The sequence below is a fragment of the Pseudomonas sp. NPDC086581 genome (assembly GCF_044746165.1).
Classification (GTDB): Bacteria; Pseudomonadota; Gammaproteobacteria; order Pseudomonadales; family Pseudomonadaceae; genus Pseudomonas.
Genome location: NZ_JBIVBR010000013.1, coordinates 89340 through 111904, shown reverse-complemented (window position 1 = coordinate 111904; position 22565 = coordinate 89340). Strand labels below are relative to the sequence as shown.

Below are 22565 nucleotides of genomic sequence, written 5' to 3'. Positions count from 1 at the left end.
CATTCCCCTACATTCCGTGAGTCCATACTCTGAAAGGGATCGACGCAGTCGTACGTCATTCAGGGGTTCACAATGTACAAAGACTTGAAATTCCCCATTCTCATCGTTCACCGCGACATCAAGGCCGATACCGTGGCCGGCGACCGGGTGAGGGATATCGCGCGGGAGCTGGAGCAGGACGGCTTCAGCATCCTTTCCACCGCCAGCTCCGCCGAGGGGCGCATCGTCGCCTCGACCCACCACGGTCTCGCCTGCATTCTGGTCGCCGCCGAGGGGGCGGGGGAGAACCAGCGTCTTCTGCAGGATGTGGTGGAACTGATCCGCATGGCGCGGGTGCGTGCGCCGAAGTTGCCGATCTTCGCCCTCGGTGAGCAGATGACCATCGAGAACGCGCCGGCTGAGTCCATGGCTGACCTGCACCAGCTGCGTGGCATCCTCTACCTGTTCGAAGACACCGTGCCCTTCCTCGCCCGCCAGGTCAGCCGCGCCGCACGCAAGTACCTGGAAGGCCTGCTGCCGCCGTTCTTCCGCGCGCTGGTGGAGCACACCGCGCAGTCCAACTATTCCTGGCACACGCCCGGCCATGGCGGCGGCGTGGCCTATCGCAAGAGTCCGGTGGGGCAGGCGTTCCACCAGTTCTTCGGGGAGAATACCCTGCGCTCGGATCTCTCCGTCTCGGTGCCCGAACTGGGCTCGCTGCTCGATCACACCGGTCCGCTGGCGGAGGCGGAAGCCCGCGCGGCGCGCAATTTCGGCGCCGATCACACCTACTTCGTGATCAACGGCACCTCCACGGCGAACAAGATCGTCTGGCACTCCATGGTCTGCCGCGACGACCTGGTGCTGGTGGATCGAAACTGCCACAAGTCGATCCTCCATTCGATCATCATGACTGGCGCCATCCCGCTGTACCTGACGCCGGAGCGCAACGAGCTGGGCATCATCGGGCCGATCCCGCTGTCCGAATTCAGTCGTGAATCCATCGCCGCGAAGATCGAGGCCAGCCCGCTGGCGCGCGGCCGCGAGCCCAAGGTGCGGCTGGCGGTGGTGACCAATTCCACCTACGACGGCCTTTGCTACAACGCACAGATGATCAAGCAGGCCCTGGGCGACAGCGTCGAGGTGCTGCATTTCGACGAAGCCTGGTACGCCTATGCGGCCTTCCACGAGTTCTACGCCGGACGCTACGGCATGGGCACCAGCCGTGACGACAGCGGCCCACTGGTGTTCACCACCCACTCCACGCATAAGATGCTCGCGGCTTTCAGCCAGGCCTCGATGATCCACGTGCAGGATGCCGGCGCGCGGCGCTTCGAGCAGGCGCGCTTCAACGAAGCCTTCATGATGCACATCTCCACTTCGCCGCAGTACGGCATCATCGCCTCGCTGGACGTGGCCTCGGCAATGATGGAAGGCCCGGCGGGGCGTTCGCTGATTCAGGAGACCTTCGACGAGGCCCTGAGCTTCCGCCGCGCCCTGGCCAACGTGCAGCAGAATCTTGTCGAGGACGACTGGTGGTTCTGCGTCTGGCAGCCGCCGGGCGTGGAGGGTACCGACGAGGTGAAGACCCGCGACTGGGTGCTGGAGCCGAATGCCGACTGGCACGGCTTCGGCGATGCAGTGGAAGACTACGTGCTGCTCGATCCGATCAAGGTCACCCTGGCCACGCCGGGGCTCACCGCCGGCGGGCGCCTGGATTCGCGCGGAATTCCGGCCGCGGTGGTCAGCCGCTTCCTCTGGGAACGCGGGCTGGTGGTGGAGAAGACTGGGCTGTACTCCTTCCTCGTACTGTTCTCCATGGGGGTGACCAAGGGCAAGTGGAGCACCCTGGTCACTGAGCTGCTGGAGTTCAAGCGCAGTTACGACGCCAACCAGCCGCTGGCGGACGCACTGCCCAGCGTCGCCCAGGCCGGCGGCGCGCGTTATGCGGGCATGGGCCTGCGCGACCTCTGCGACGAGCTGCACCGCTGCTACCGCGACCACGCCACCGCCAAGGCGATGAAACGCATGTACACGGTGCTGCCGGAGATCGCCATGCGCCCGGCGGACGCTTACGCGCAACTGGTGCGCGGCGAGGTCGAAGCGGTGCCCATCGATCGGTTGGAAGGGCGCATCGCCGCGGTGATGCTGGTGCCCTATCCGCCAGGCATTCCGCTGATCATGCCGGGCGAGCGGTTCACCGAATCCACCCGCTCCATACTCGATTACCTGGCCTTCGCGCAGAGTTTCGAGCGCAACTTCCCCGGCTTCGATTCAGACGTCCATGGCCTGCAAGTGCGCGAGGTAGACGGCGAGAAGCGCTACACCGTGGAGTGCTGCAAGTGACCGTCCGGCTACTGACGACAGCGACATACATCACTGTATGAAAAGTGGAACTATCCTTGTGCGCATCGGTAAAGGGAGAAATTGAGGAAAAAGGGAGGTTTCCCCCATGCGCTGTCCCGTGACGTTGCCGAATGAGAGCGAGCGCCTGAGTGCGCTCTCCGATTACGGATTCGACGACGAAAGCCTGCTGCCCAGCCTTGACCCGGTGGTGCAGATCGCTGTCCGCATGTTTGGCATGCCGGTCGCAGCGGTGAACATGATCGGCAGTGACCACGTGTTCTTCGCCGCCGCCACTGGCATCGGCGAAGTCGACATGGGGCGCGACGTATCCTTCTGCGCCCATGCCATCGCCCAGGACGGCGTGATGGTGGTGGGCGACGCCAGCCGCGATGAGCGCTTCCACGACAACCCGCTGGTGACGGCGCCCAATGGCGTGCGCTTCTACGCGGGCGTGCCGTTGCTCTCGGTCGAGGGACAGGCGCTGGGCGCGCTGTGCATCATCGACAGCCAGCCCCACGAAGACTTTTCCGGCGAGGACCGCGAGCGCCTGGTCGAGCTGGCGCGCATGGCGTCGGACCGGCTCGAATTGCGCCGCATCGAAGTGGCCTCCTCGCGTACCCGGCCGCTGTTCGAGGAATACGCAGGCACTTCGCCAACGCCCGTGGTGTGGTTCGACTGCTGGGGCGAGATCGTCGCCTGGAACGAGGCGGCGGCCAACCTGTTTGGCTACGACTTGATCGAAGGCAGCGGTCAGTCCTTCGAATTGCTGCTGCCCGAGCGCAGCCGCCAGTCCTTCCGCGCCCTGATCAGCGGGGCCAGCGATGCCACGTCCCTCGACGGCATGGCTGTGCCCGGGGAAATCTCCGGCCTGCGTAAGGACGGTTCCGAACTCTCGCTGGGCCTGACGCTGTTCAGTTGGTCGGAAAGGGGCAAGCTCAAGTTCGAAGCGGTGCTCAAGGACCTCACTGCCCGCCATCTGGAGGAAGAGGCGCTGCGTCAGTTGGCCAGCGTCGACGTGCTCACCGGTCTGGCCAACCGCGGCCAGTTCTACCGGCGCACCGAGGAAGTCCTGGTGCAGTCGCGCCCGGCGGCCGTGCTGATGATTGACCTGGACGGCTTCAAGGACGTCAATGACTCCCTCGGCCATGCCGTCGGCGACGGCATTCTGCGGCAGGTTGCCGCGCGACTGGCCCGGCTGGCCAGCGCTGGCGCCACTGTTGCGCGCATCGGTGGCGACGAGTTCGCCATCCTCGAGCCGAACCTGCTTTCACCCGAGCACGCCATGCGCCTTGCCCAGGCGGTGATCGCCAGCATTGCCGAGCCCATCGTCATCGACGCTCATGAGGTGCGGGTCGCTGCCAGTTGCGGCGTGGCTCTGGCGCCTCTGCACGCGCAGGAAGCGCTGGAGCTGGTGGGTGACGCCGACCTGGCGCTGTTCAAGGCCAAGAGCAGCGGTCGCAGCCACGCGTTCGTGTTCCTTCCGGCGCTGAAGATGGAAGCGGCGGCGCGGCACCTGTATGGCATGGAGTTGCATCGCGCCGTCGCCAACGGCGAGTTCCTGTTGTTCTACCAGCCCCAGGTCAGCCTGCGCGACGGCTCCCTGCGCGGGGCCGAGGCGCTGATCCGCTGGCAGCATCCACAGCGCGGCCTGCTGTCGCCGGCGGCCTTCCTGCCGTCGCTGGAGGGCGGGCCCCTGGCGGCCATCGTCGGCGCCTGGATACTGGATGAGGCCTGCGCCCAGGCTGCCTACTGGCGGCGCAACGGTGCGCCCGACCTGCGCATGGGGGTGAATCTGTTCGGAGCGCAGTTCCGCATGGGCAACCTGGTCACCCAGGTGCTGGAGGCGCTGGAACGGCACGGCCTGCCGGCGGAGGCGCTGGAGCTGGAGATTACCGAGAACATCGTGCTCAATCACGACGACACCGTTCTCAGTACCCTGCAGAGCCTGCGCTCCTATGGGGTCGGGATCGCTTTCGACGACTTCGGCACCGGCTACGCCTCCCTCAGCCTGCTCAAGACCTATCCGCTGAGCCGCATCAAGATCGACCGCACCTTCGTCATCGGCATGCTGGAGACCCAGCAGGACCTCTCGGTGATCCGCGCGATCCTCGACATGGCCCGCAGCTTCGACCTGGAGACCATCGCCGAAGGCATCGAAACCTCCGCCCAGCGCGACCGCCTGCGCGCCGAACGCTGCACCGAAGGGCAGGGCTACCTGTTCGCCAAGCCGATGCCGTCGATGCAGTTCGAGCAGCTCTACGAGATCGGCACGCGGCGGGTCGGCTCCGCCTGAGCGGCGGAATTTCTGCAGCGGCATTGACCGCGCGGGGCGAAATCGCTCGAAACGGGCGGTCTCGTCCTGCAAAACGGTTTCCTCCTTTGCCCGGCGCTGTCTACCCTGTAGGACAGATCGCCGCTCTGGGACTTTTCCACGGGCGGGGCGATAACACGAAAATACAGATCGCGGGCTTCTAAGGAGCGCAGATGGCGGAAGCGAAAAAGGGCAGCATGGGTTTCTGGAGCTGCACCGCGCTGGTGGTTGGCAACATGGTGGGGTCGGGGGTGTTTCTGCTGCCGTCGAGCCTGGCTGCGTTCGGTGGGCTCAGCCTATTCGGCTGGCTGGTGTCGAGTACCGGGGCGGTGATCCTGGCCTTCACTTTCGCTCGGCTGGCGCGGCTCAATCCTGGCGCTGGCGGGCCTTACGCCTATACCCGCGACGGTTTCGGCAGCTTTGCCGGCTATCTCTGTGCCTGGACGTACTGGAAGGCTGCGTGGATCGGCAACGCAGCCATCGCCGTCACGCTGGTGGGCTACCTGCGGGTGTTCATCCCGGCGCTGGCCGACCCACTGTTGATGGTCGCCACAGCCATCGGCGCCATCTGGCTGTGCACCCTGATCAACCTGCGCGGCATCACTGCCTTCGCTGTCGTGCAGAACTGCCTGACCGCGCTCAAGCTGATCCCGCTGCTGCTGGTGGGCATCCTCGGCTGGTTCCACTTCAACCCCGACTACCTGACTATCCCGGCGCCCAGCGAGCTGCCGAACATGGGCTACGCCCAGGCGATCGCCACCACGGCGGCGTTGACGCTCTGGTCGTTTATCGGCCTGGAGTCGGCCACCGTGCCGGCGGACGATGTGCGCGACCCGAAGAAGACCATCCCCCGCGCCACGCTGTTCGGCACCCTGGCCGCCGCTGCGGTGTACATCCTGTCGATCACGGCCGTGCAGGGCCTGATGCCACCGGATGTGCTGGCCAAGTCCACCTCGCCGTTCGCCGATGCCGCGCGCATCCTGCTGGGCACCTGGGGCTATTACCTGGTGGCTGGCGGCGCGGTGATCGCCTGCCTGGGCGCGCTCAACGGCTGGGTGCTGCTGCAGGGCCAGATTCCGGTGGCGCCGGCCCGCGACGGGCTGTTCCCCGAGTCCCTGGGCAAGCTCAACAAGAACGGTGCGCCGGCCAACGGCCTTCTGTCATCAGGGTTGCTGGTCACCGCGCTGGTGATGGTCGATGGTCATGGCGAGCTGGTGGAGGTGTTTAACGTCATCATCCTGCTCGGCACCATGACCGGCGTCGTGCCCTATGCCTTCTGCACTGCCGCGTTGATCCAGATGCTGGCGGTGAAGCCCGAGTCCTTCTCTCCGCGCTCGCGTCCGCAGGTGCTGGCGATTGGTTGCCTGGGCTTCCTCTACTCGCTGTGGGCGCTCTATGGCACGGGTCAGCAGGCGATCTTCTGGGGCTTCCTGGTGTTCATGGCGGGCATCCCGATGTACACCTGGCGCCAGTACCGCAACCGCGCACAGGGGCTGCCGATGGCCGCTGGCGACTGATTGCCGCGGCGACCGCCTTCCTGCCAGATCAAGCAGTTGCTGAGCGAATGGCGAGCGGATTCACGACCGATGCCGTGGCCTGTGTCACAGACCGCGGCATCGACTTTTAGTCTTGCCTTGTTATAGTGGCGCGATGCCAAAAATCTGTATCCAGCACCCATAAGAACTGTCGGCCCGGGCTCCAGCGGCAGCGCGCCGCACCCAGACGAGAAGCAGGGCATTCCCGAGGACATCTCCCGTGACCGAATACAAAGCCTTCCGCGTTGAACTGGCGGACAAGATCGCCCATGTGCAGATCAACCGCCCGGAAAAACTCAACGCGATGAACGCCGATTTCTGGAAGGAAATCATCGATATCTTCCAGTGGGCCGATGAAACGGATGAAGTCCGCGTCGTCGTCCTCAGCGGCGCCGGCAAGCACTTCTCCGCCGGTATCGACCTTGCCCTGCTGGCCCAGGCCGCCAGCCACCTGGGCAAGGACGTCGGCCGCAACGCCCGCGCCCTGCGCAAGACCATCCTGCAACTGCAGGGCTCCTTCAATGCCGTGGACAAGTGCAGCAAGCCAGTCCTCGCGGCGGTCCAGGGCTACTGCATCGGCGGCGGCATCGACCTGATCTCCGCTTGCGACATGCGCTACTGCAGCGCGGACGCGCAGTTCTCCATCAAGGAAATCGACATGGGCATGGCGGCCGATGTCGGCACCCTGCAACGCCTGCCGAGGCTGATCGGCGATGGCATCATGCGGGAGCTGGCCTACACCGGGCGCAACGTCAGCGCCGAGGAAGCGCAGCGCATTGGCCTGGTCAACAGCGTGTACGCCGACCATTCCGCGCTGCAGGACGGCGTGATGGAGCTGGCCCGGCAGATCGCCGCCAAATCGCCGATCGCGATCCGCGGCACCAAGGAAATGATCGGCTATGCCCGCGACCACCGCGTCGAGGATGGCCTCGAATACATCGCCACCTGGAACGCCGCGATGCTGCAGTCCGCTGACCTGCAGGCCGCCATGATGGCGCACATGAGCAAGAAGACCCCCGAGTTCGCCGATTGATGTCCGTCCACTCTTCTCGCGCGCAGGAGGCGCACTAGGCCGATGGTTACTGGAGCCACGTCCCTCAGTCTGGTCCGCGACGAGCTGTTCGCAACGATGGAGGAGGCCGAGCAGAATCTCGAGCACTTCATCGCCGAGCGTCAGAACGGCAGCCTGCTGCAACATTCCGTCGATTGCCTTAGCCAGATTCGCGGCACGCTGAATCTCATCGAACTGGCCGGCGCTGAGCTGCTGGCGCAGGAAGCGCTGGACCTGGCCACCGACATTCCGACCGGGGTCAGTGAAGACCGCGACGGTCAGCTGGCAGCGCTCGGCAATGCGCTCTACGTGCTGCGCCGTTACCTGGAAAATCTCGAAGCGCACCGCCAGGAAATCCCTGAGCTGCTGCTGCCGGCGATCAACGATGTGCGCCAGGCCGCTGGCCAGCCCGCGCTGCCGGAGAGCTTCTTCTTCAGCGCGCGCCTGGACCTGCCGCGCCCGCTGCGCGCCGTCACCGCGCCGCAGGTGGAAGACCCGGCCCGCGAAGTCCGCCGCCTGCGGCAGATGTACCAGGTCGGCCTGGTGGGACTGATCCGCGAGCAGAATCTCTACCCCAGTCTCAAGCTCATGGGCCGCGCGCTGGGCAAGCTCGACGTGCTGCTGGGCAGCGCCGCGCGCACCCGTCTGTGCTGGGTTGGAGCAGGTGCGCTGGAGTCGCTGGTGGACGCGCAGATGCTGCCGCGCAAGACGCGCAAGCAGGTGTTCGCGCGCCTGGATCGCGAGCTGAAGCAACTGATCGCCAACCCGCAATACGAAGCGCCGCGCCAGTTGCTCAAGGAGCTGCTGTATCTCACCGCGCTGGCAGACACCAGCGGCGTGCGAGCTACCGAACTGCGCCAGGTGTTCGGCCTGGCGCCGCTGCCGTTCACCGATCACTTGCTCGAAGATGAGTCGCAGCGCCTGTCCGGCCCGGGCAAGTCGGTGATGCGTTCGCTGTCGGTGGCGATCCGCGAGGAACTCACGGCGGTGAAGGACCAGCTCGACCTGATCGAGCGCGGCGTGTCCCAGGCCGATGCGCTGGGCATCCTGCACACCCAGCTGGGCAAGCTGGCCAAGACCCTGGGCATGGTCGGCTTGAACTCCGCCGCCACCTCGCTGCAGCACCAGCATGGCGTGGTCGCCGGCTGGGTTGCCAAGGGCTCGGTGGACGAACCGGCCGCACTCAACGCCCTGGCCGATGCGCTGCTGTACGTCGAGAGCATGGTCGGCAATCTGGAGCGGGGCGAGCGCATGAGCGCGCGTCCGGCGCCGGTGGGCGAGGACGATTCTTTCGCCGTGCACCAACTCGCCGAAGCGCGCATCGTGGTAATCGACGAGGCCCAGGCGGGCCTGGCGCTGGCCAAGCGCGCGATCACCGCGTACCTGGAATCCAACGGTGACAAGCTGCACCTGGCCAACGTACCGATCAGCCTGCAAGCGGTGCGCGGTGGTCTGTGGTTCCTCGGCCAAGAGCGCGCGGCATTGCTCGTGGGCGCCTGTGCCGATTACATTCAGGGGCAGATGATCGAGACGACCCAGATGCCGTCCGAGCAGATGCTGGAAACCCTGGCGGATGCGCTGACCGGCCTGGAGTACTACCTGGAGGGTGGAGCCATGATGCGGCCTGAAGGTCAACCCGACGTCCTCGACGTCGCGAGCGAGAGCGTCAAGGCCCTGGGCCTGACGGTGGCAGCCTGATGCGTACCGGACGCTGGGAATCCTCGATGTTCGAGGTCGCTGCCAACGGCGGCTGGGCGCTCGCCCACTGCCAGCAGCAGTTCCTCGGCGACAGCAATGGCGTGCTGTTCCCCCGGGACTGGCTCAAGCGCCAGGACCTTGCGGTGCTTTCCGAGCACGCCGTTGGCCAGTTCGACGGCGAGCCGGTCTACCTGCTGGAAATCGACCGTACCGACCCGCTGGAAGGCGCCAGCTGGATCGGCCTGCGCCAGTTCATGATGCAGGCCGAGGAAGACATCTTCGCCATGCTCGGCTTCGCCAGCCAGATCGGGGTCTGGTGGCGGCAGAACCGCTTCTGCGGCAGCTGTGGCCAACCCAGCCTGCGCATGCCCCGCGACCGCGCCATGCATTGCGAAAGCTGCGGCATCCAGCGCTACCCGCTGTTGTCGCCGAGCATGATCGTGCTGGTAACCCGTGGCGATGAAGTGCTGCTGGCGCGTTCTCCGCGCTTCGTGCCGGGGATGTACAGCACCCTGGCCGGCTTCGTCGAGCCGGGTGAGTCGGTGGAGCACTGCGTTGCGCGGGAGGTGCGCGAAGAGGTGGGCGTCGAGATCGGCAATATCCGCTACATGGGCAGCCAGCCCTGGCCGTTCCCGCATTCGTTGATGTTCGGCTACCACGCCGAGTACGTCAGCGGCGAGATCGTCATGCAGCCGGACGAGATCGAGGATGCCCGCTGGTTCCATGTCGACGAGCTGCCGCGCCTGCCGGCCGAGCGCTCCATCGCCCGCTACCTGATCGAGGTCTACCTGGCGCGCCGCGCCGGTCGTCCCGATCCTGTCCTGCCCGGCGGCGCCTGATTCCAGGCGCCGTTCCGGCCTGTCTCAGAACCTGGTTACGATCTCGCGAGCTAGCGCAGAACAAGGCAAAAACAGGCGAGGATGCGGAGTTTACGTGCTGTAAATGAGCAGTCCGAGCCTGTTTTTAACGCCGTCCTGCCGACGCGCAGCAGATCGTAACCGGGTTCTCAGGCTGCGGCGGTAAACCAGTGCTGCCAGGCCAGGCGCACGGTCAGGGCGAGTACAACCAGGATGAACACCGGGCGGATGAACTTGGCACCGCCACCAATAGCCGTGCGCGCGCCGAAGTAGGCGCCGATCATCAGCGAACTGCCCATGCACAGGCCCATCAGCCAGACCACCTGACCCGAGGCGATGAACACCGCCAGCGCCACGATGTTGCTGACGAAGTTCATGCTGCGCGCCACGCCGCTGGCGCGGACCAGGTCGAGCGGGTACATCAGCAGGGTGCTGACGGTCCAGAATGCACCGGTGCCGGGGCCGGCCACTCCGTCGTAGAAGCCCAGACCGAGGCCCTGCGGCCACTGACGGCGCTGGGCGATGCGCGGGTTGGCGTCCAGCGGCGCTTCGGGCGTCTTGCCGAACAGCAGGTACAGGCCGCAGCCGAATACCACCACGGGCAGCATGCGGTTGAGCCATTCCGCCGGCATCAGGTGTGCGGCCCAGGCGCCGAGCGCTGCGCCGATGGCTGTGGCGATCAGGCCGTTGCGCCACTGGCGCGGCTGGAACAGTTTGCGCCGATAGAAGGTGTAGCTGGCCACGGCGGCGCCAAAAGTCGAGCTCAGCTTGTTGGTGCCCAAAGCAAGATGCGGCGGCACGCCGGCGGTGAGCAGGGCGGGGATGGTCAGCAGGCCGCCACCGCCGGCGATGGCGTCGATGAAACCGGCAAGGAAGGCGACGCCGGCGAGGATGACAAGAGTGGTCGGGTCTACGACGAGTTCGAAGGGCATGGGTCCGCCTTGATCGGGGGCCCGTGGCGCCACTCTCTCGTAAAGAGTGGTGCGCGGGAAACGTTAACGGGCCCGAAAGCTGCGACGGTCTGGCTGGCCGTGCAGGTACGCGGTGCGCATAATGCCGGCAATTCTACGAGGAAGGAAATCATTCGATGCAGTACGACGGTCTGGCTTGGGTCGTTGCCTTCTTGGCGCTGTTGGCGCTGGTGGTAGCCGCCCGCATTCTCATCGACCGTCACTGGTTCCTCGGCTGGCTGCGGGGCACGGCAGGAATGTTGTTCGTGGTCGTGGCCGCGCTTGTGGCGTTGGTAGCCTGGGACCTGCGCAGCTACGACCCGCTGCCGGCAGAGCGCCCGCTGGCGACGCTGAGCTTTCACAAAGTGGGCGAGCAGCGCTATGACGTCACGCTGTTGGAGGGTAATGACGAGCGCCGCGTGGAGCTGGCAGGTGACCTCTGGCAGCTGGACGCGCGGGTACTGGAGTGGAAAGGCCTGGCGCGGCTGATAGGGATGGCGCCGGGTTATCGCCTGCAGGACCTCAGCGGCCGCTTCCTGGCTGTGGAACAACAGAGCCTGGGGCGCAAGGTGGCGCTGGCGGATGATGTGCTGGGTATCGACCTGTGGCGCTGGCTGCGCGACGGCCAGCATGATCTGCTGACCTTCGTGCCCAAGGCGGGCCGGGTGACCTACCTGCCGATGGCCGATCAGGCTGTTTTTGCAGTGCGCTACGGAGCCGGCGGGCTGACAGCCGAGCCGATGAATGCGGCGGCGAACCAGGCGCTCAAGAATTGGCAGTGACTTTGTAGGAGCGAGCTTGCTCGCGAACCCGCTTCACGCTGGAGACTCAAGGTGCGATTCGTTTCGCGAGCAAGCTCGCTCCTACGAAAAGCCCAATCTCCGCCCATGAAAAAGGGAGCCGACCGGCTCCCTTTTTCGTTTCCGCGACCACGCTTAGGCGAGGAACCCGCCGTCAACGTTCAGCGTTACGCCAGTGGTGTAGCTGGAGGCGTCGCTGGCGAGGTACAGCACGGCGCCGGCCATTTCGCTTGGGTCTGCCACACGCTTGAGCGGGATGCGCTGCAGGGCGACGTTGCGAATCGCGTCGTTGCTTACCAGCGCCGAGGCGAACTTGGTGTCGGTCAGGCCCGGCAGCAAGGCGTTGCAGCGGATGTTGAACTGCGCGCATTCCTTGGCGAAGACCTTGGTCATGCTGATCACCGCAGCCTTGGTCACCGAGTAGATGCCCTGGAACTCGCCCGGGGTGACGCCGTTGACCGAGGCGACGTTGATGATGCTGCCGCCGCCATTGGCCTTCATCAGCTTGCCGCCCTCGATGGACATGAAGTAGTAGCCGCGGATGTTCACGTCGACGGTCTTCTGGAAGGCCGACAGGTCGGTGTCCAGCACGTTGCAGAACTGCGGGTTGGTGGCGGCGTTGTTGACCAGGATGTCCAGGCGACCAAACTGCTCGCGGATCTGCGCGAAGACGGCCTGAATCTGCTCCATCTCGCCGATGTGGCAGGCAATCGCGGTGGCCTTGCCGCCGGCGGCGACGATTTCGTCAGCCACGGCCTGGCAGCCGTCGATCTTGCGGCTGGAAACGATCACGTGGGCGCCCTGTTGGGCCAGCAGTTTGGCAATGGCCTCGCCGATGCCGCGGCTGGCGCCGGAGACGAAGGCGATCTTGCCGTCGAGGTCGAACAGTTGGGTCTTGGACATGGAAATTCTCCTTGTTTTTGGGCCGCGAGAGTCGCCTGGCGACCGGCTGCGCGTCGGCCGTACTGCGTTGGAAGCCGGACTCAGATGCTCATTTACAATCGGTAAACTCCGCTCTTCGTCCGGCTTCCGCCTTGTACGGCTCTAGCTCGCCAGGTCGACAGTCGACTCTCACAGGCGGGACTTGCCGATGACCTGCAGGCTCACCTGTTCCAGCAGCTTGTTGGCGTGGATGAAGGTGGCGAAGCGCTTGTCCTGGGTCTGGCCGTGGAAGAAGCGGTAGTAGATCTGCTGCATGATGCCGGCCAGGCGGAACAGGCCGTAGGTGTAGTAGTAATCGAGGTTGTCGATCTGGATGCCGGCGCGCTCTGCGTAGTAGTCGGCGAACTGCTGGCGGGTCAGCATGCCCGGCTCGTGGCTGGGTTGGCGGCGCAGCATCTGCATCGGCTGCGGGTCGTCGGCCTGGATCCAGTAGGCGAGGGTATTGCCCAGGTCCATCAGCGGGTCGCCGATGGTCGTCATCTCCCAGTCGAGCACGCCAATGATCTGCATCGGGTTGTTCGGGTCGAGGATGACGTTGTCGAAGCGGTAGTCGTTGTGGACGATGCCAGGTTTGTGGTGGTCGGCCGGCATCTTCTCGCGCAGCCACACCTTCACCTGTTCCCAGGCCGGCGCGTCGGGGGTCAGGGACTTCTCGTAGCGATCGATCCAGCCACCGATCTGACGCTGCACATAGCCCTCGGGCTTGCCCAGGTCGCCCAGGCCGCAGGCGTTGTAGTCGACGTTGTGCAGGTCGACGAACTTGTCGATGAAGCTCTTGCACAAGGCGGTGGTCTTCCCGGCATCGAGGTTCAGTTCCTTGGGCAGATCGCTGCGCAGGATGATGCCGTTGACCCGCTCCATGACGTAGAACTCGGCGCCGATCACCGACTCGTCGGTGCAGTAGGCGTACGCCTTGGGGCAGTAAGGGAAACCGTCCTTGAGCTGATTCAGGATGCGGTATTCGCGGCCCATGTCATGGGCAGACTTGGCCTTCTTGCCGAACGGCGGGCGGCGCAGGACCAGTTCCTGGTTATCGTACTGGATCAGATAGGTCAGGTTCGAGGCGCCACCGGGGAACTGGCTGATGCGCGGCTGACCCTGCAGGCCGGGAATGTGGTCCTTGAGATAGCCGTCGATCACGGCGGCATCGAGTTCTTCGCCTTCGCGGGAGCGGATGGTCTGGTCGGTCAACGACATGCTGGTCCCTTTTTATCTAGGAGCTCGTCTTGTACTGGCTCGTACTGATCTCCTCGCGAGGGCCCAGGGCTCCTGGCGAGGTGCGCGCAGGCCGGCGTCTTTGTCTAGCCCGATGGGGTGCGGCAGGATCAGGCAAAGCAATGATGGCGCCGGGTGATCATTGGCTAATCTAATGTCCGGCCCTGTCCGTCACAAGCACACAAAGCCCTTATTGGCGTTCGTGTTGCACCCCGATCAGGCTGCCTGATCCGGGCCTTGCAGCGGGGCGCGGGCATAAAAAAACCGGAGCCATGGACTCCGGTTCTTCGTGCTGCGCGGGCAGGTTTTCCTCGGATCAGACCGGGAACAGTTCGCCCAGCTTCATCGCCAGCATCATGTCGCCTTCGGCGCGCAGCTTGCCAGCCATGAAGGCCTGCATGCCGTCGGTTTCGCCGCTGGTGATGCCCTTGAGGGTTTCGCTGTCCATGATCAGGGTGACGTTGGGGGACTCGGCGTCGCCCTGTACGACCTGGCAGGTACCGTCCTTGACGACCAGGTAGTGGTTGTCGCCGTCTTCGATGTTGAACTGGAACACCAGATCCAGGCCGGCGGCCGCGCTGGCGTTGAACTTGCTCTGCATGGTGGAAACGATGTCAGCAACACTCATGGTTCTATTCCTTTTCTAGGTTTTCTCGCGCGACGCTCGCGTCGCAATGGGCCGGTACTCAACGATAGGTGATGAGTTCCGGCGCCCTCAACAGTTCCAGATGCACGTGACTGTTGAAGGAAGCCAGGGCCACTTCGCTGCCGCGGAACTTCAGGCGGTTGAGCGAGGTGTTGACGATCTGCCAGTTGAGTTCGAAGGCGTTCAGCGCCGGAATCCCGGTCACGTGCTGGAGGACCGCAGTGATGGTGCCGCCGGAGGTGAACACGCCGATGTTGTCCTTGCCGCTGGCCGACTCCAGCAGACGTTGGAGGCCGCCGTGCACGGTGTCGAGGAATTCTGCCCAGCTGACCAGACCGTCCTTGTCGTGGTCGCCGGAAACCCAGCGGGCGATCACGGTGGAGAACAGGCGCTGGAACTCGGCGCGGTGGTCGGCGGCATTGCGCATGATGTGCAGCGCCTGCGGCTCGATTTCCAGCAGGTCCGGCAGGTGCGCGCGGATCACGGCATCGGCTTCGAATTCGTTGAAGGCGGAGTCGATTTCCAGGGCGGGGGTTTCGATCCCGGCTTCGTTCAGCCGGCCCATCACCGCTTCGGCGGTGTGGCGTTGGCGGCGCAGGTCGCCGGCTACGCAGCGATCGAAGCGCAGGCCCAGGCCAGCCAAGTGCTCGCCGAGGATTTGGGCCTGGCGTACGCCGGTGGCCGAGAGCACATCGTAGTCGTCGGCGCCGAACGAAGCCTGGCCATGTCGAATCAGGTAGATGCTTCCCACGCGCAGTATCCCGGCAGGGCTGAAAGTTCCGGCGAGGTTATGAGGATCACCTGGGGCTGTCAACGAAAAAACATACGCTTGTTTGAATGGCATTCGCTGGACTGATGCAGCGGTTTGCCAGCGCTGGTGGCGGGCCTGCGGCGTGGGTATGCTTGCGGGATTCGCTGCGCTCGCCTGGCGGGCTCGACCAGAATTGTAAAAGGGGATGTGAGTGGAGTTTCTAGCGGATTACGCGGGTTTCCTGGCCAAGACCTTCACCGTGGTGGTGGCCATCGTCATCGTCCTGGTGGTGATCGCCGCACTGCGCGGCCGCGGCCGTCGCGGCGGGAGCGGGCATCTCGAGGTGCACAAGCTCAACGACTTCTACAAGGAGCTGCGCGAGCGCCTGCAACATAGCGTATTGGAAAAGACCAAGCTCAAGGCGCTGCGCAAGTCCGAGGCGAAAAACCTGAAGGAAGCGAAAAAGAAGAAGGGCGGCGAGAAGAATCGCGTCTATGTGCTCGACTTCGACGGCGACATCAAGGCTTCGGCCACCGAGCAGCTGCGCCATGAAGTGACCGCGCTGCTGACCCTGGCCACCCCGCGCGACGAAGTGGTTCTGCGCCTGGAGAGTGGCGGCGGCATGGTCCACGGCTATGGCCTTGCTGCTTCCCAGCTGGCGCGCATCCGCCAGGCCGGCGTACCGCTGACCGTCTGCGTCGACAAGGTTGCAGCCAGTGGCGGCTACATGATGGCCTGTATCGGCGAGCGCATCCTTTCCGCGCCCTTCGCCATCCTCGGCTCCATCGGCGTGGTGGCTCAGTTGCCCAACATCCATCGCCTGCTGAAGAAGCACGACGTCGATTTCGAGGTGCTCACTGCTGGCGAGTACAAGCGCACCCTGACCGTGTTCGGCGAGAACACCGACAAGGGCCGGGAGAAGTTCCAGGAAGACCTGGAAACCACCCACGAGCTGTTCAAGCGCTTTGTCGTCCACTACCGCCCGCAACTGGCCATCGACGAGATCGCCACCGGCGAGGTCTGGCTGGGCCAGGCGGCGCTGGGCAAGAAGCTGGTCGACGAGCTCAAGACCAGTGACGAGTACCTGGCCGAACGCGCCCGCGAGGCGGATGTCTACCAGCTCAGTTATGTACAGAAGAAGTCCATCCAGGAGCGCTTTGGCGTGGGCGTCAGCGGCGTGGTCGATCGCGTACTGGTGACCTGGTGGGACCGCCTGGGCCGCAGCCGCTTCTGGCAGTGACTCGTCTGGCAAAGATCGGGTGTCGGGCGCCGGGATTGCGCCCGTTTTAGCGAATTCGAAAGAGGAGGGTCGAGATGAGTGCATTCAAGGCGTTGTGGGTCACGGAGAGCGCGCATGGCGTGTATGACCTGCAGGTGGTCGAGCGGCAGGTTGCCGATCTGCCCGCGGGTGAAGTGCTGGTGCGGGTGAAGTATTCCTCGCTGAACTACAAGGATGCGCTGTCCGCCAGTGGCAACCGTGGCGTCACCCGCAAGTACCCGCACACTCCCGGTATTGATGCGGCCGGCGTGGTGGAAGAGTCTTCGGTGGGCGAATTCTCTGCCGGCGACGAAGTCATTGTCACCGGCTACGACCTGGGCATGAATACGCCCGGTGGCTTCGGCCAGTACATCCGCGTGCCTGCGGCCTGGCTGATCAAGCGCCCACAGGGCCTTTCGCTGCGCGAGTCGATGATCCTCGGTACCGCCGGCCTGACCGCCGCGCTGTGCGTCGACAAGTTGGAGCGTGCTGGCGTCACGCCGTCCGCGGGCCCGATCCTGGTCACGGGCGCTACCGGCGGCGTGGGTAGCATCGCGGTGATGCTGCTGGCGCAACTGGGCTACACCGTGGCCGCCGCCACCGGCAAGCTGGAGCAGGCCGAACTGCTGAACCGCCTCGGCGCCCGGCAGATTCTCGACCGCGCCACCGTCTCCGATGGCGTCGACAAGCCGCTGCTGCGCGAGCAGTGGGCCGGCGCGGTGGACACCGTGGGCGGTGACATCCTGTTCAACGTGGTCAAGTCGCTGCAATACGGCGGCAGCGTCGCCTGCTGCGGCCTGACCGCCGGCGCCGCCTTCAAGGCCACCGTACTGCCCTTCATCCTGCGCGGCGTGAACCTGCTGGGCGTGGACTCGGTGGAGCTGCCGCTGGTGGTCAAGGCTTCCATGTGGGACAAGCTGTCCCTGCAGTGGAAGCTCGACAACCTCGAAGCGGCAGTGCGCGAGGTCAAACTCGACGACCTGCCGGCTGCCATCCACCAGATCCTCGCCGGCAAGCTGGTCGGCCGGGTGCTGGTGACGCTGGACTGATTCTTCGTTCGATGCCTCTGCCGGGCTTGGGTGTCAGTCCAGGTCCGGCAACAGGTAACCCGTCCACAGCGAATCGGCGAATTGGCTGCGGAAGAAGCCGAAGTGGCCGATGCGCTTCACGCCGATGTCCTGCGGGGCAATTCTCTTCACGGTCTTGGGTGAGCCACGGTAGAAACCGTGCAGCGACTCGGTGTTGCGGCCGGACATCATCTCGTCGTCGGTGAAGGAGATGGAGGTGATGGGCGTGCGCACCGATGAATACGCCTCGCGCACCGCACCGCCTTCCGCGCCCACCGAGTACTCGGGATTCAGGCACCAGCGCCGCCATTGTTCGATCACGCCGCGCGGCAGGTCGCCGACCACGCCCAGGCGTTTGCCCGGGAAGTAGCCCAGCAGCGGCGTAATGGTCGGTGCCAGGCAGTACCAGAGCAGCCAGGCCTTGTGTCTCAGGCCCTTGGTGTTCTCGCGCCAGTAGCCGCTGCCGGTGGCGATGGTAAAGGCGCGGTGGATTCGCTCGGTGCCGCGCACGAAGGGCAGGATCTGCCCGCCGAGGCTGTGGCCGATCCAGTACACGGGCAGCTCGCTGGCGGCCTCGACCACCGCGTCGAGCATGGCGCTGCAATCGTGGTTTCCCCAGGCCAGTATGTTGATATCCAGGTCGCGCAGATGGCCGGCGCGGGACTTGCCCATGCCGGTGTAGTCGAAGGTCACGGCGAGGAAGCCGCGCTCGGCCAGCCAGTGTGCGAAGGCTGCGTAGAAGCGCTGTTCGACGCCCATGGCGGGGACGATCAGCACCGCTCCGCGAGCCTCGCCGGGCGGGTAGTACCAGTGGCTGGAGAGGCTGTGGCCGTTTCCGTTGTCCAGTGGGCGGGGGAGCGGGGTGATCATGGCGGGGACCCTCAGGCCTGGCTGATGTACATGGTGATGTCGGCGCGGAAGACCTTCTTGTCACCGACGTAGGCGAGCACCGGGACGATGACGTCGCCTTCCTGGTTCCAGTCGATCGCTTGACCGTCGGCCACGGCGCGCACATCGCCCTCGGCCTTGGCCAGGTATTCCACGGTCATGCCGCGGGGAATCCAGCGCCGGCCTTTGGGGATCGACACGTCGGTCATGGTTCCTGCGGCCAGCTCGGCCGCATTGCACAGGGCAATGGCGTGCACGGTGCCGATGTGATTGAGCACTTCGCGGCGTTTGGGGAAGGTGACTTCTGCATAGCCCGGACGCAGCTCGACGAACAGCGGCGCGATGCTGGCGAAGTAGGGGGCTACCTGGCCGATCATGGCGCTGAACTGCGCGGGGCCGGCCTGCTGGTACATTTGCATCATCTGACTCATGGCAACTCCGGGATAAAGCGGATTGAAGAAGGATGCGCGCCCAGGCAGTATACGAAGATTAGAAAGTAATTCTAGAAAAATATTCTAGAATTACTTTCTGGACCCAATTCCCGAATCAGGACCCCCATGGCCCGACCTTCCCGTAAAGACGACATCCTCCAGGCCGCGCTCGCCTGCTTCAGTGAATCCGGCGTAGACGCCACCACCATCGAGATGATCCGCGACCGCTCCGGCGCCAGCATCGGCAGCCTCTATCACCATTACGGCAACAAGGAGCGGATCATCGGCGCGCTGTACCTCACGGGCGTTGGCCAGTACGCGGCGCTGCTGGACGCTGGAGTCGAGGAGGGGATGAGCGCGGAGGCCTGCGTGAAGCTGTTCGTCACCAGCTACGTCGACTGGGTGGCGGCCAATCCGAACTGGGCGCGTTTCATTCTGCACAGCCGCGGCCGTGTCGAGGCGGGAGAGGTGGGCGAGGCGTTGCGCGAGGCCAACCGCGAGCAGGGGCGGCGCATTGCCGGGCTGCTTTCCGAGCACCGCAAGGCCGGCGCATTCAAGGAGCTCGCGCCGGAATTGTTCAATTCGGTGGTGATCGGTCCGAGCCAGGACTACGCGCGCAACTGGCTGGCCGGGCGCACGCGGGTGGATCTGATCGAGTGCCGCGAGCAACTGGCTCAGATCGCGTGGGAGAGCGTGCGAGCTTGAAGGTCACTACGTGATCGTAGGGCGAATAACGTGGAACAGGTTATCCGCCGTCCTACTAGTTAATGGCGGATAACGCTGGCGCGTTATGCGCCCTACGAGAAACGTGCCGAGCAGAAATGAAAAAGCCCCGCAGTGCGGGGCTTTTTCCTGTCGCTTAATCAGGCGAGCTGACGGCGACGGAACAGCGGTTGCGGCTGGGTCACCGAGGTCTGGTAGACCTCGGAGAAGTCGTCCAGGCCGGCCAGCGCCGCTTGCGGGTCGCGGTCGGCGCGGATGGCATAGGCGTCGAAACCGCAGCTTTGCATGAAGAACAGCTGATCACGCAGCACGTCGCCGATGGCGCGCACTTCGCCCTTGTAGCCGAAGCGCTCGCGCAGCAGGCGCGCGGTGCTGAAGCCGCGACCGTCGGTGAAGGCGGGGAAGTTCACGGCGATGACCCTGAAGTTGTCCAGGTCGCCGGCGATGGCCTCGGGCTCTTCGTCCGCGTCCAGCCATACGCCCAAGCCGCCGTCACGGCCGCGCAGGGCTGGGCCGTGTTCCAGCCACAGGTTCAGCGGGATGATCACGTCGTCGCAGTTGGGCACGGTCTCGAGGGTCGCGTCCTTGGGCAGCATGTGCCAGCGATCGTCGACGACCTCGCGGTTCTTAATGATTCGCTGCATATACGCGCTCCTTGAAGGGATCGATGCCGATGCGACGGTAGGTATCGAGGAAGCGTTCCTCTTCGGTGCGCTGTTCCACGTAGACGTTGATGATCTTCTCGATCACGTCGGCCATCTGGTCCTGGGCGAACGACGGGCCGAGGATCTGTGCGAGGCTCGCCTCACGGCTGGCGCTGCCGCCGAGGGAGACCTGGTAGAACTCCTCGCCCTTCTTGTCCACGCCGAGGATGCCGATGTGGCCAACGTGGTGGTGGCCGCAGGCGTTCATGCAGCCGGAGATGTTGAGGTCGAGGTCGCCGATGTCGAACAGGTAGTCAAGGTCATCGAAGCGACGTTGGATGGCTTCGGCTACCGGCAGCGACTTGGCGTTGGCCAGGGAGCAGAAATCACCGCCCGGGCAGCAGATGAGGTCGGTGAGCAGGCCCACGTTCGGGGTGGCGAAACCGTTCTCGCGCAGTTCGCCCCAGAGGGTGAAGAGCTGCGCCTGCTCGACGTCGGCGAGGATGATGTTCTGGTTATGGCTGTTGCGCACTTCGCCGAAGCTGTAGCGGTCGGCGAGGTCGGCGACTGCGTCCAGCTGCTTGTCGGTGATGTCGCCAGGCGCCACGCCGGTGGGCTTGAGCGACAGGGTCACGGCGACGTAGCCGGGTTTCTTGTGGGCGAAGGTGTTGCGGGTGCGCCAGCGGGCGAAGCCGGGGTTCTCGGCGTCCAGCTGGGCGAGGGCGGCGTCCTGGTCTTCCAGGGCCTGGTAGGCCGGATCGACGAAGTGAGCAGCCACGCGCTGCAGTTCGGCGTCGGTCAGGGTGCTCGGGCCGTCCTTCAGGTTCGCCCATTCTGCGTCGACCTTCTGGGCGAAGACTTCCGGCGTCAGCGCCTTGACCAGGATCTTGATGCGCGCCTTGTACTTGTTGTCCCGACGGCCATAGCGGTTGTACACGCGCAGGATGGCGTCCAGGTAGGACAGCAGGTGCTGCCAGGGCAGGAATTCATTGATGAAGCTGCCGACGATCGGAGTACGGCCCAGGCCGCCACCGACGGAGACGCGGAAGCCCAGCTCGCCGGCTTCGTTCTGCACCGCTTCCAGGCCGATGTCGTGCACCTCGATGGCCGCGCGGTCACTCACGGCGCCGTTGACGGCGATCTTGAACTTGCGCGGCAGGTGGGCGAATTCGGGGTGGAAGGTCGACCACTGGCGGATGATCTCGCACCAGGGGCGCGGGTCCACGAGTTCATCGCGGGCGACGCCGGCGAACTGGTCGGTGGTGGTGTTGCGGATGCAGTTGCCGCTGGTCTGGATCGCATGCATCTGCACGGTGGCCAGCTCCGCGAGGATTTCCGGCACATCTTCCAGTTCCGGCCAGTTGTACTGGACGTTCTGGCGGGTGCTGATGTGCGCGTAGCCCTTGTCGTAGTCGCGGGCGATCTGCGCCAGCTTGCGAACCTGCCGGGAGGACAGCAGGCCGTAAGGCACAGCCACTCGGAGCATGGGCGCGTAGCGCTGGATGTACAGGCCATTCTGCAGACGCAGCGGGCGGAATTCCTCGCCGGTCAGTTCGCCCGCCAGGTAACGGTGGGTCTGATCGCGGAACTGCTTGACGCGATCTTCTACGATCCTCTGATCGTATTCGTCATATACGTACATGAATCATCCTGCTGTCAGGCTATAGCGCTCAGGGCGTATTGCGTATCCCAGCGCGCACGGCAACGCGCTCCACGCGGAGTGGGGCGCACGATACCAGTTCGGGAATATGCGCAAAAGTGATGTTTGAGTATATGGCGAGAACTTTCGGGTATAAGTCGCGCCAGGCCTGAAACTCAAGCGGGACGGGGACTTGAAGCAGGGCGTCAGTTCCTCGGTTGCGCTGCCTGGCTATCGACGGCGGCGCAACGGGAGTCGATCAGGCATCGCGGCCGTGGGCGGCGTCACGCAACTGCGAGGTGTCGACGCGGACGAAGATCGAGTCGCCGACGCAAGTCAGCACATCCCCGGCGTAGACCTCGCAGATAATCCGGCTCTTGCGCCCGACTTCACCTTCTACATAAGCCTTCAGGGTCAGCGGCACGCCCATGGGCGTCGGTTTGATGTATTTGACGCCCAGGTTGCCGGTCACGCAGTCGATGCGCGGCAGACTGCCCGGCTCTCGGCCTTCGGCGCGGTAGTGGTGGGCCATGGCAGTCCAGTTCGAGTGGCAGTCCACCAGCATGGCGATCAGGCCGCCGTAGACCAGTTCCGGCCAGCCGCAGTACTTGGCTTCGGGCAGGTGCTCGGCAACGACGTGGATGCCGTCCTCGTGCCAGCGGCTCTTGATGTGCAGTCCGTGCGGGTTGCTGCCTCCGCAGCCATAGCAGACGCCTTCCGGCGCGACAGTGTCTTGCAGTGATTCCACGTGCTTCATCCACTCGCTTGTTCTTATGGAGCCAGCAGCCTAACGGCATTTGCGCAGCGGCGGAAAGGGGCAGTTCCTTGAGCAGC

The 22565-nt window shown here is 64.7% G+C and carries 20 protein-coding genes; 10 read left to right on the top strand and 10 right to left on the bottom strand.

Features of this window, described 5'->3' with window-relative positions:
* Positions 1-72 precede the first annotated feature (72 nt).
* The 6 genes from ACIPK7_RS24310 to nudC all read left to right on the top strand — a co-directional run bounded on the left by ACIPK7_RS24310 (position 73) and on the right by nudC (position 9759).
* Positions 73-2325: an Orn/Lys/Arg decarboxylase N-terminal domain-containing protein gene (locus ACIPK7_RS24310; RefSeq protein WP_401090712.1), complete on the top strand. Its 2253-nt coding sequence runs from the start codon at positions 73-75 to the stop codon at positions 2323-2325.
* A 106-nt stretch (positions 2326-2431) separates the two neighbouring features.
* Positions 2432-4618, top strand: a complete 2187-nt coding sequence (locus tag ACIPK7_RS24305; protein ID WP_401090710.1) for a putative bifunctional diguanylate cyclase/phosphodiesterase — start codon at positions 2432-2434, stop codon at positions 4616-4618.
* 191 nt (positions 4619-4809) lie between these two features.
* Positions 4810-6153 carry an amino acid permease gene (locus tag ACIPK7_RS24300; RefSeq protein ID WP_192433638.1) on the top strand — a complete coding sequence of 448 codons (1344 nt, stop codon included), beginning with the start codon at positions 4810-4812 and terminating at the stop codon, positions 6151-6153.
* Positions 6154-6391: 238 nt separating this feature from the next.
* Positions 6392-7204: a crotonase/enoyl-CoA hydratase family protein gene (locus ACIPK7_RS24295; RefSeq protein ID WP_192433636.1), complete on the top strand. Its 813-nt coding sequence runs from the start codon at positions 6392-6394 to the stop codon at positions 7202-7204.
* Positions 7205-7246: 42 nt separating this feature from the next.
* On the top strand, positions 7247-8920 hold the full coding sequence (locus ACIPK7_RS24290) for a ferrous iron transporter B (protein WP_401090708.1): 1674 nt from the start codon (positions 7247-7249) through the stop codon (positions 8918-8920).
* Complete coding sequence (gene nudC, locus ACIPK7_RS24285; protein ID WP_401090706.1) at positions 8920-9759, top strand: NAD(+) diphosphatase; 840 nt, start codon at positions 8920-8922, stop codon at positions 9757-9759. Before ACIPK7_RS24290 ends, nudC begins: the two co-directional genes overlap by 1 nt.
* A 167-nt stretch (positions 9760-9926) precedes the next feature.
* On the opposite strand, the gene ACIPK7_RS24280 is transcribed toward nudC, so the two are convergent.
* Complete coding sequence (locus ACIPK7_RS24280) at positions 9927-10709, bottom strand: TSUP family transporter (protein WP_192433630.1); 783 nt, start codon at positions 10707-10709, stop codon at positions 9927-9929.
* A gap of 155 nt (positions 10710-10864) precedes the next feature.
* On the opposite strand from ACIPK7_RS24280, the gene ACIPK7_RS24275 reads away from it, so the two are divergent.
* Positions 10865-11509 carry a hypothetical protein gene (locus ACIPK7_RS24275; protein ID WP_401090704.1) on the top strand — a complete coding sequence of 215 codons (645 nt, stop codon included), beginning with the start codon at positions 10865-10867 and terminating at the stop codon, positions 11507-11509.
* A gap of 153 nt (positions 11510-11662) precedes the next feature.
* On the opposite strand, the gene ACIPK7_RS24270 is transcribed toward ACIPK7_RS24275, so the two are convergent.
* From ACIPK7_RS24270 to ACIPK7_RS24255, 4 genes are all read right to left on the bottom strand, one after another.
* Positions 11663-12430 carry an SDR family oxidoreductase gene (locus ACIPK7_RS24270; protein ID WP_024763300.1) on the bottom strand — a complete coding sequence of 256 codons (768 nt, stop codon included), beginning with the start codon at positions 12428-12430 and terminating at the stop codon, positions 11663-11665.
* 168 nt (positions 12431-12598) lie between these two features.
* Positions 12599-13666, bottom strand: coding sequence for a phosphotransferase family protein (locus ACIPK7_RS24265; protein ID WP_192433624.1), 1068 nt, complete (start codon positions 13664-13666; stop codon positions 12599-12601).
* A 334-nt stretch (positions 13667-14000) separates the two neighbouring features.
* Positions 14001-14312 (bottom strand): SCP2 sterol-binding domain-containing protein, encoded by a 312-nt coding sequence (locus ACIPK7_RS24260; RefSeq protein ID WP_081516542.1) that lies wholly within the window; start codon positions 14310-14312, stop codon positions 14001-14003.
* Positions 14313-14370: 58 nt separating this feature from the next.
* Positions 14371-15081, bottom strand: a complete 711-nt coding sequence (locus ACIPK7_RS24255; RefSeq protein ID WP_192433622.1) for a histidine phosphatase family protein — start codon at positions 15079-15081, stop codon at positions 14371-14373.
* Positions 15082-15292: 211 nt separating this feature from the next.
* Here ACIPK7_RS24255 and sohB point away from each other — a divergent pair, with 211 nt between their 5' ends.
* Positions 15293-16321 (top strand): protease SohB, encoded by a 1029-nt coding sequence (gene sohB, locus ACIPK7_RS24250; RefSeq protein ID WP_192433620.1) that lies wholly within the window; start codon positions 15293-15295, stop codon positions 16319-16321.
* 74 nt (positions 16322-16395) lie between these two features.
* Complete coding sequence (locus tag ACIPK7_RS24245) at positions 16396-17388, top strand: YhdH/YhfP family quinone oxidoreductase (protein WP_401090701.1); 993 nt, start codon at positions 16396-16398, stop codon at positions 17386-17388.
* Between the two features lie 33 nt (positions 17389-17421).
* On the opposite strand, the gene ACIPK7_RS24240 is transcribed toward ACIPK7_RS24245, so the two are convergent.
* On the bottom strand, positions 17422-18276 hold the full coding sequence (locus tag ACIPK7_RS24240; protein ID WP_401090699.1) for an alpha/beta fold hydrolase: 855 nt from the start codon (positions 18274-18276) through the stop codon (positions 17422-17424).
* An 11-nt stretch (positions 18277-18287) separates the two neighbouring features.
* A complete protein-coding gene (locus ACIPK7_RS24235) occupies positions 18288-18725 on the bottom strand; it encodes a hotdog fold domain-containing protein (protein WP_192433614.1) in 438 nt (145 codons plus the stop codon).
* 126 nt (positions 18726-18851) lie between these two features.
* Here ACIPK7_RS24235 and ACIPK7_RS24230 point away from each other — a divergent pair, with 126 nt between their 5' ends.
* Positions 18852-19430 (top strand): TetR/AcrR family transcriptional regulator, encoded by a 579-nt coding sequence (locus tag ACIPK7_RS24230; RefSeq protein ID WP_192433612.1) that lies wholly within the window; start codon positions 18852-18854, stop codon positions 19428-19430.
* A gap of 158 nt (positions 19431-19588) precedes the next feature.
* On the opposite strand, the gene ACIPK7_RS24225 is transcribed toward ACIPK7_RS24230, so the two are convergent.
* From ACIPK7_RS24225 to ACIPK7_RS24215, 3 genes are all read right to left on the bottom strand, one after another.
* Entirely contained in the window at positions 19589-20092 is a 504-nt protein-coding gene (locus tag ACIPK7_RS24225; RefSeq protein ID WP_401090696.1) for a DUF934 domain-containing protein, read from the bottom strand.
* Positions 20076-21734, bottom strand: a complete 1659-nt coding sequence (locus ACIPK7_RS24220) for a nitrite/sulfite reductase (RefSeq protein ID WP_192433608.1) — start codon at positions 21732-21734, stop codon at positions 20076-20078. The genes ACIPK7_RS24225 and ACIPK7_RS24220 overlap by 17 nt, the downstream gene beginning before the upstream one ends.
* Before the next feature lie 256 nt (positions 21735-21990).
* Positions 21991-22488 carry a PaaI family thioesterase gene (locus ACIPK7_RS24215; protein ID WP_192433606.1) on the bottom strand — a complete coding sequence of 166 codons (498 nt, stop codon included), beginning with the start codon at positions 22486-22488 and terminating at the stop codon, positions 21991-21993.
* Positions 22489-22565 lie beyond the last annotated feature (77 nt).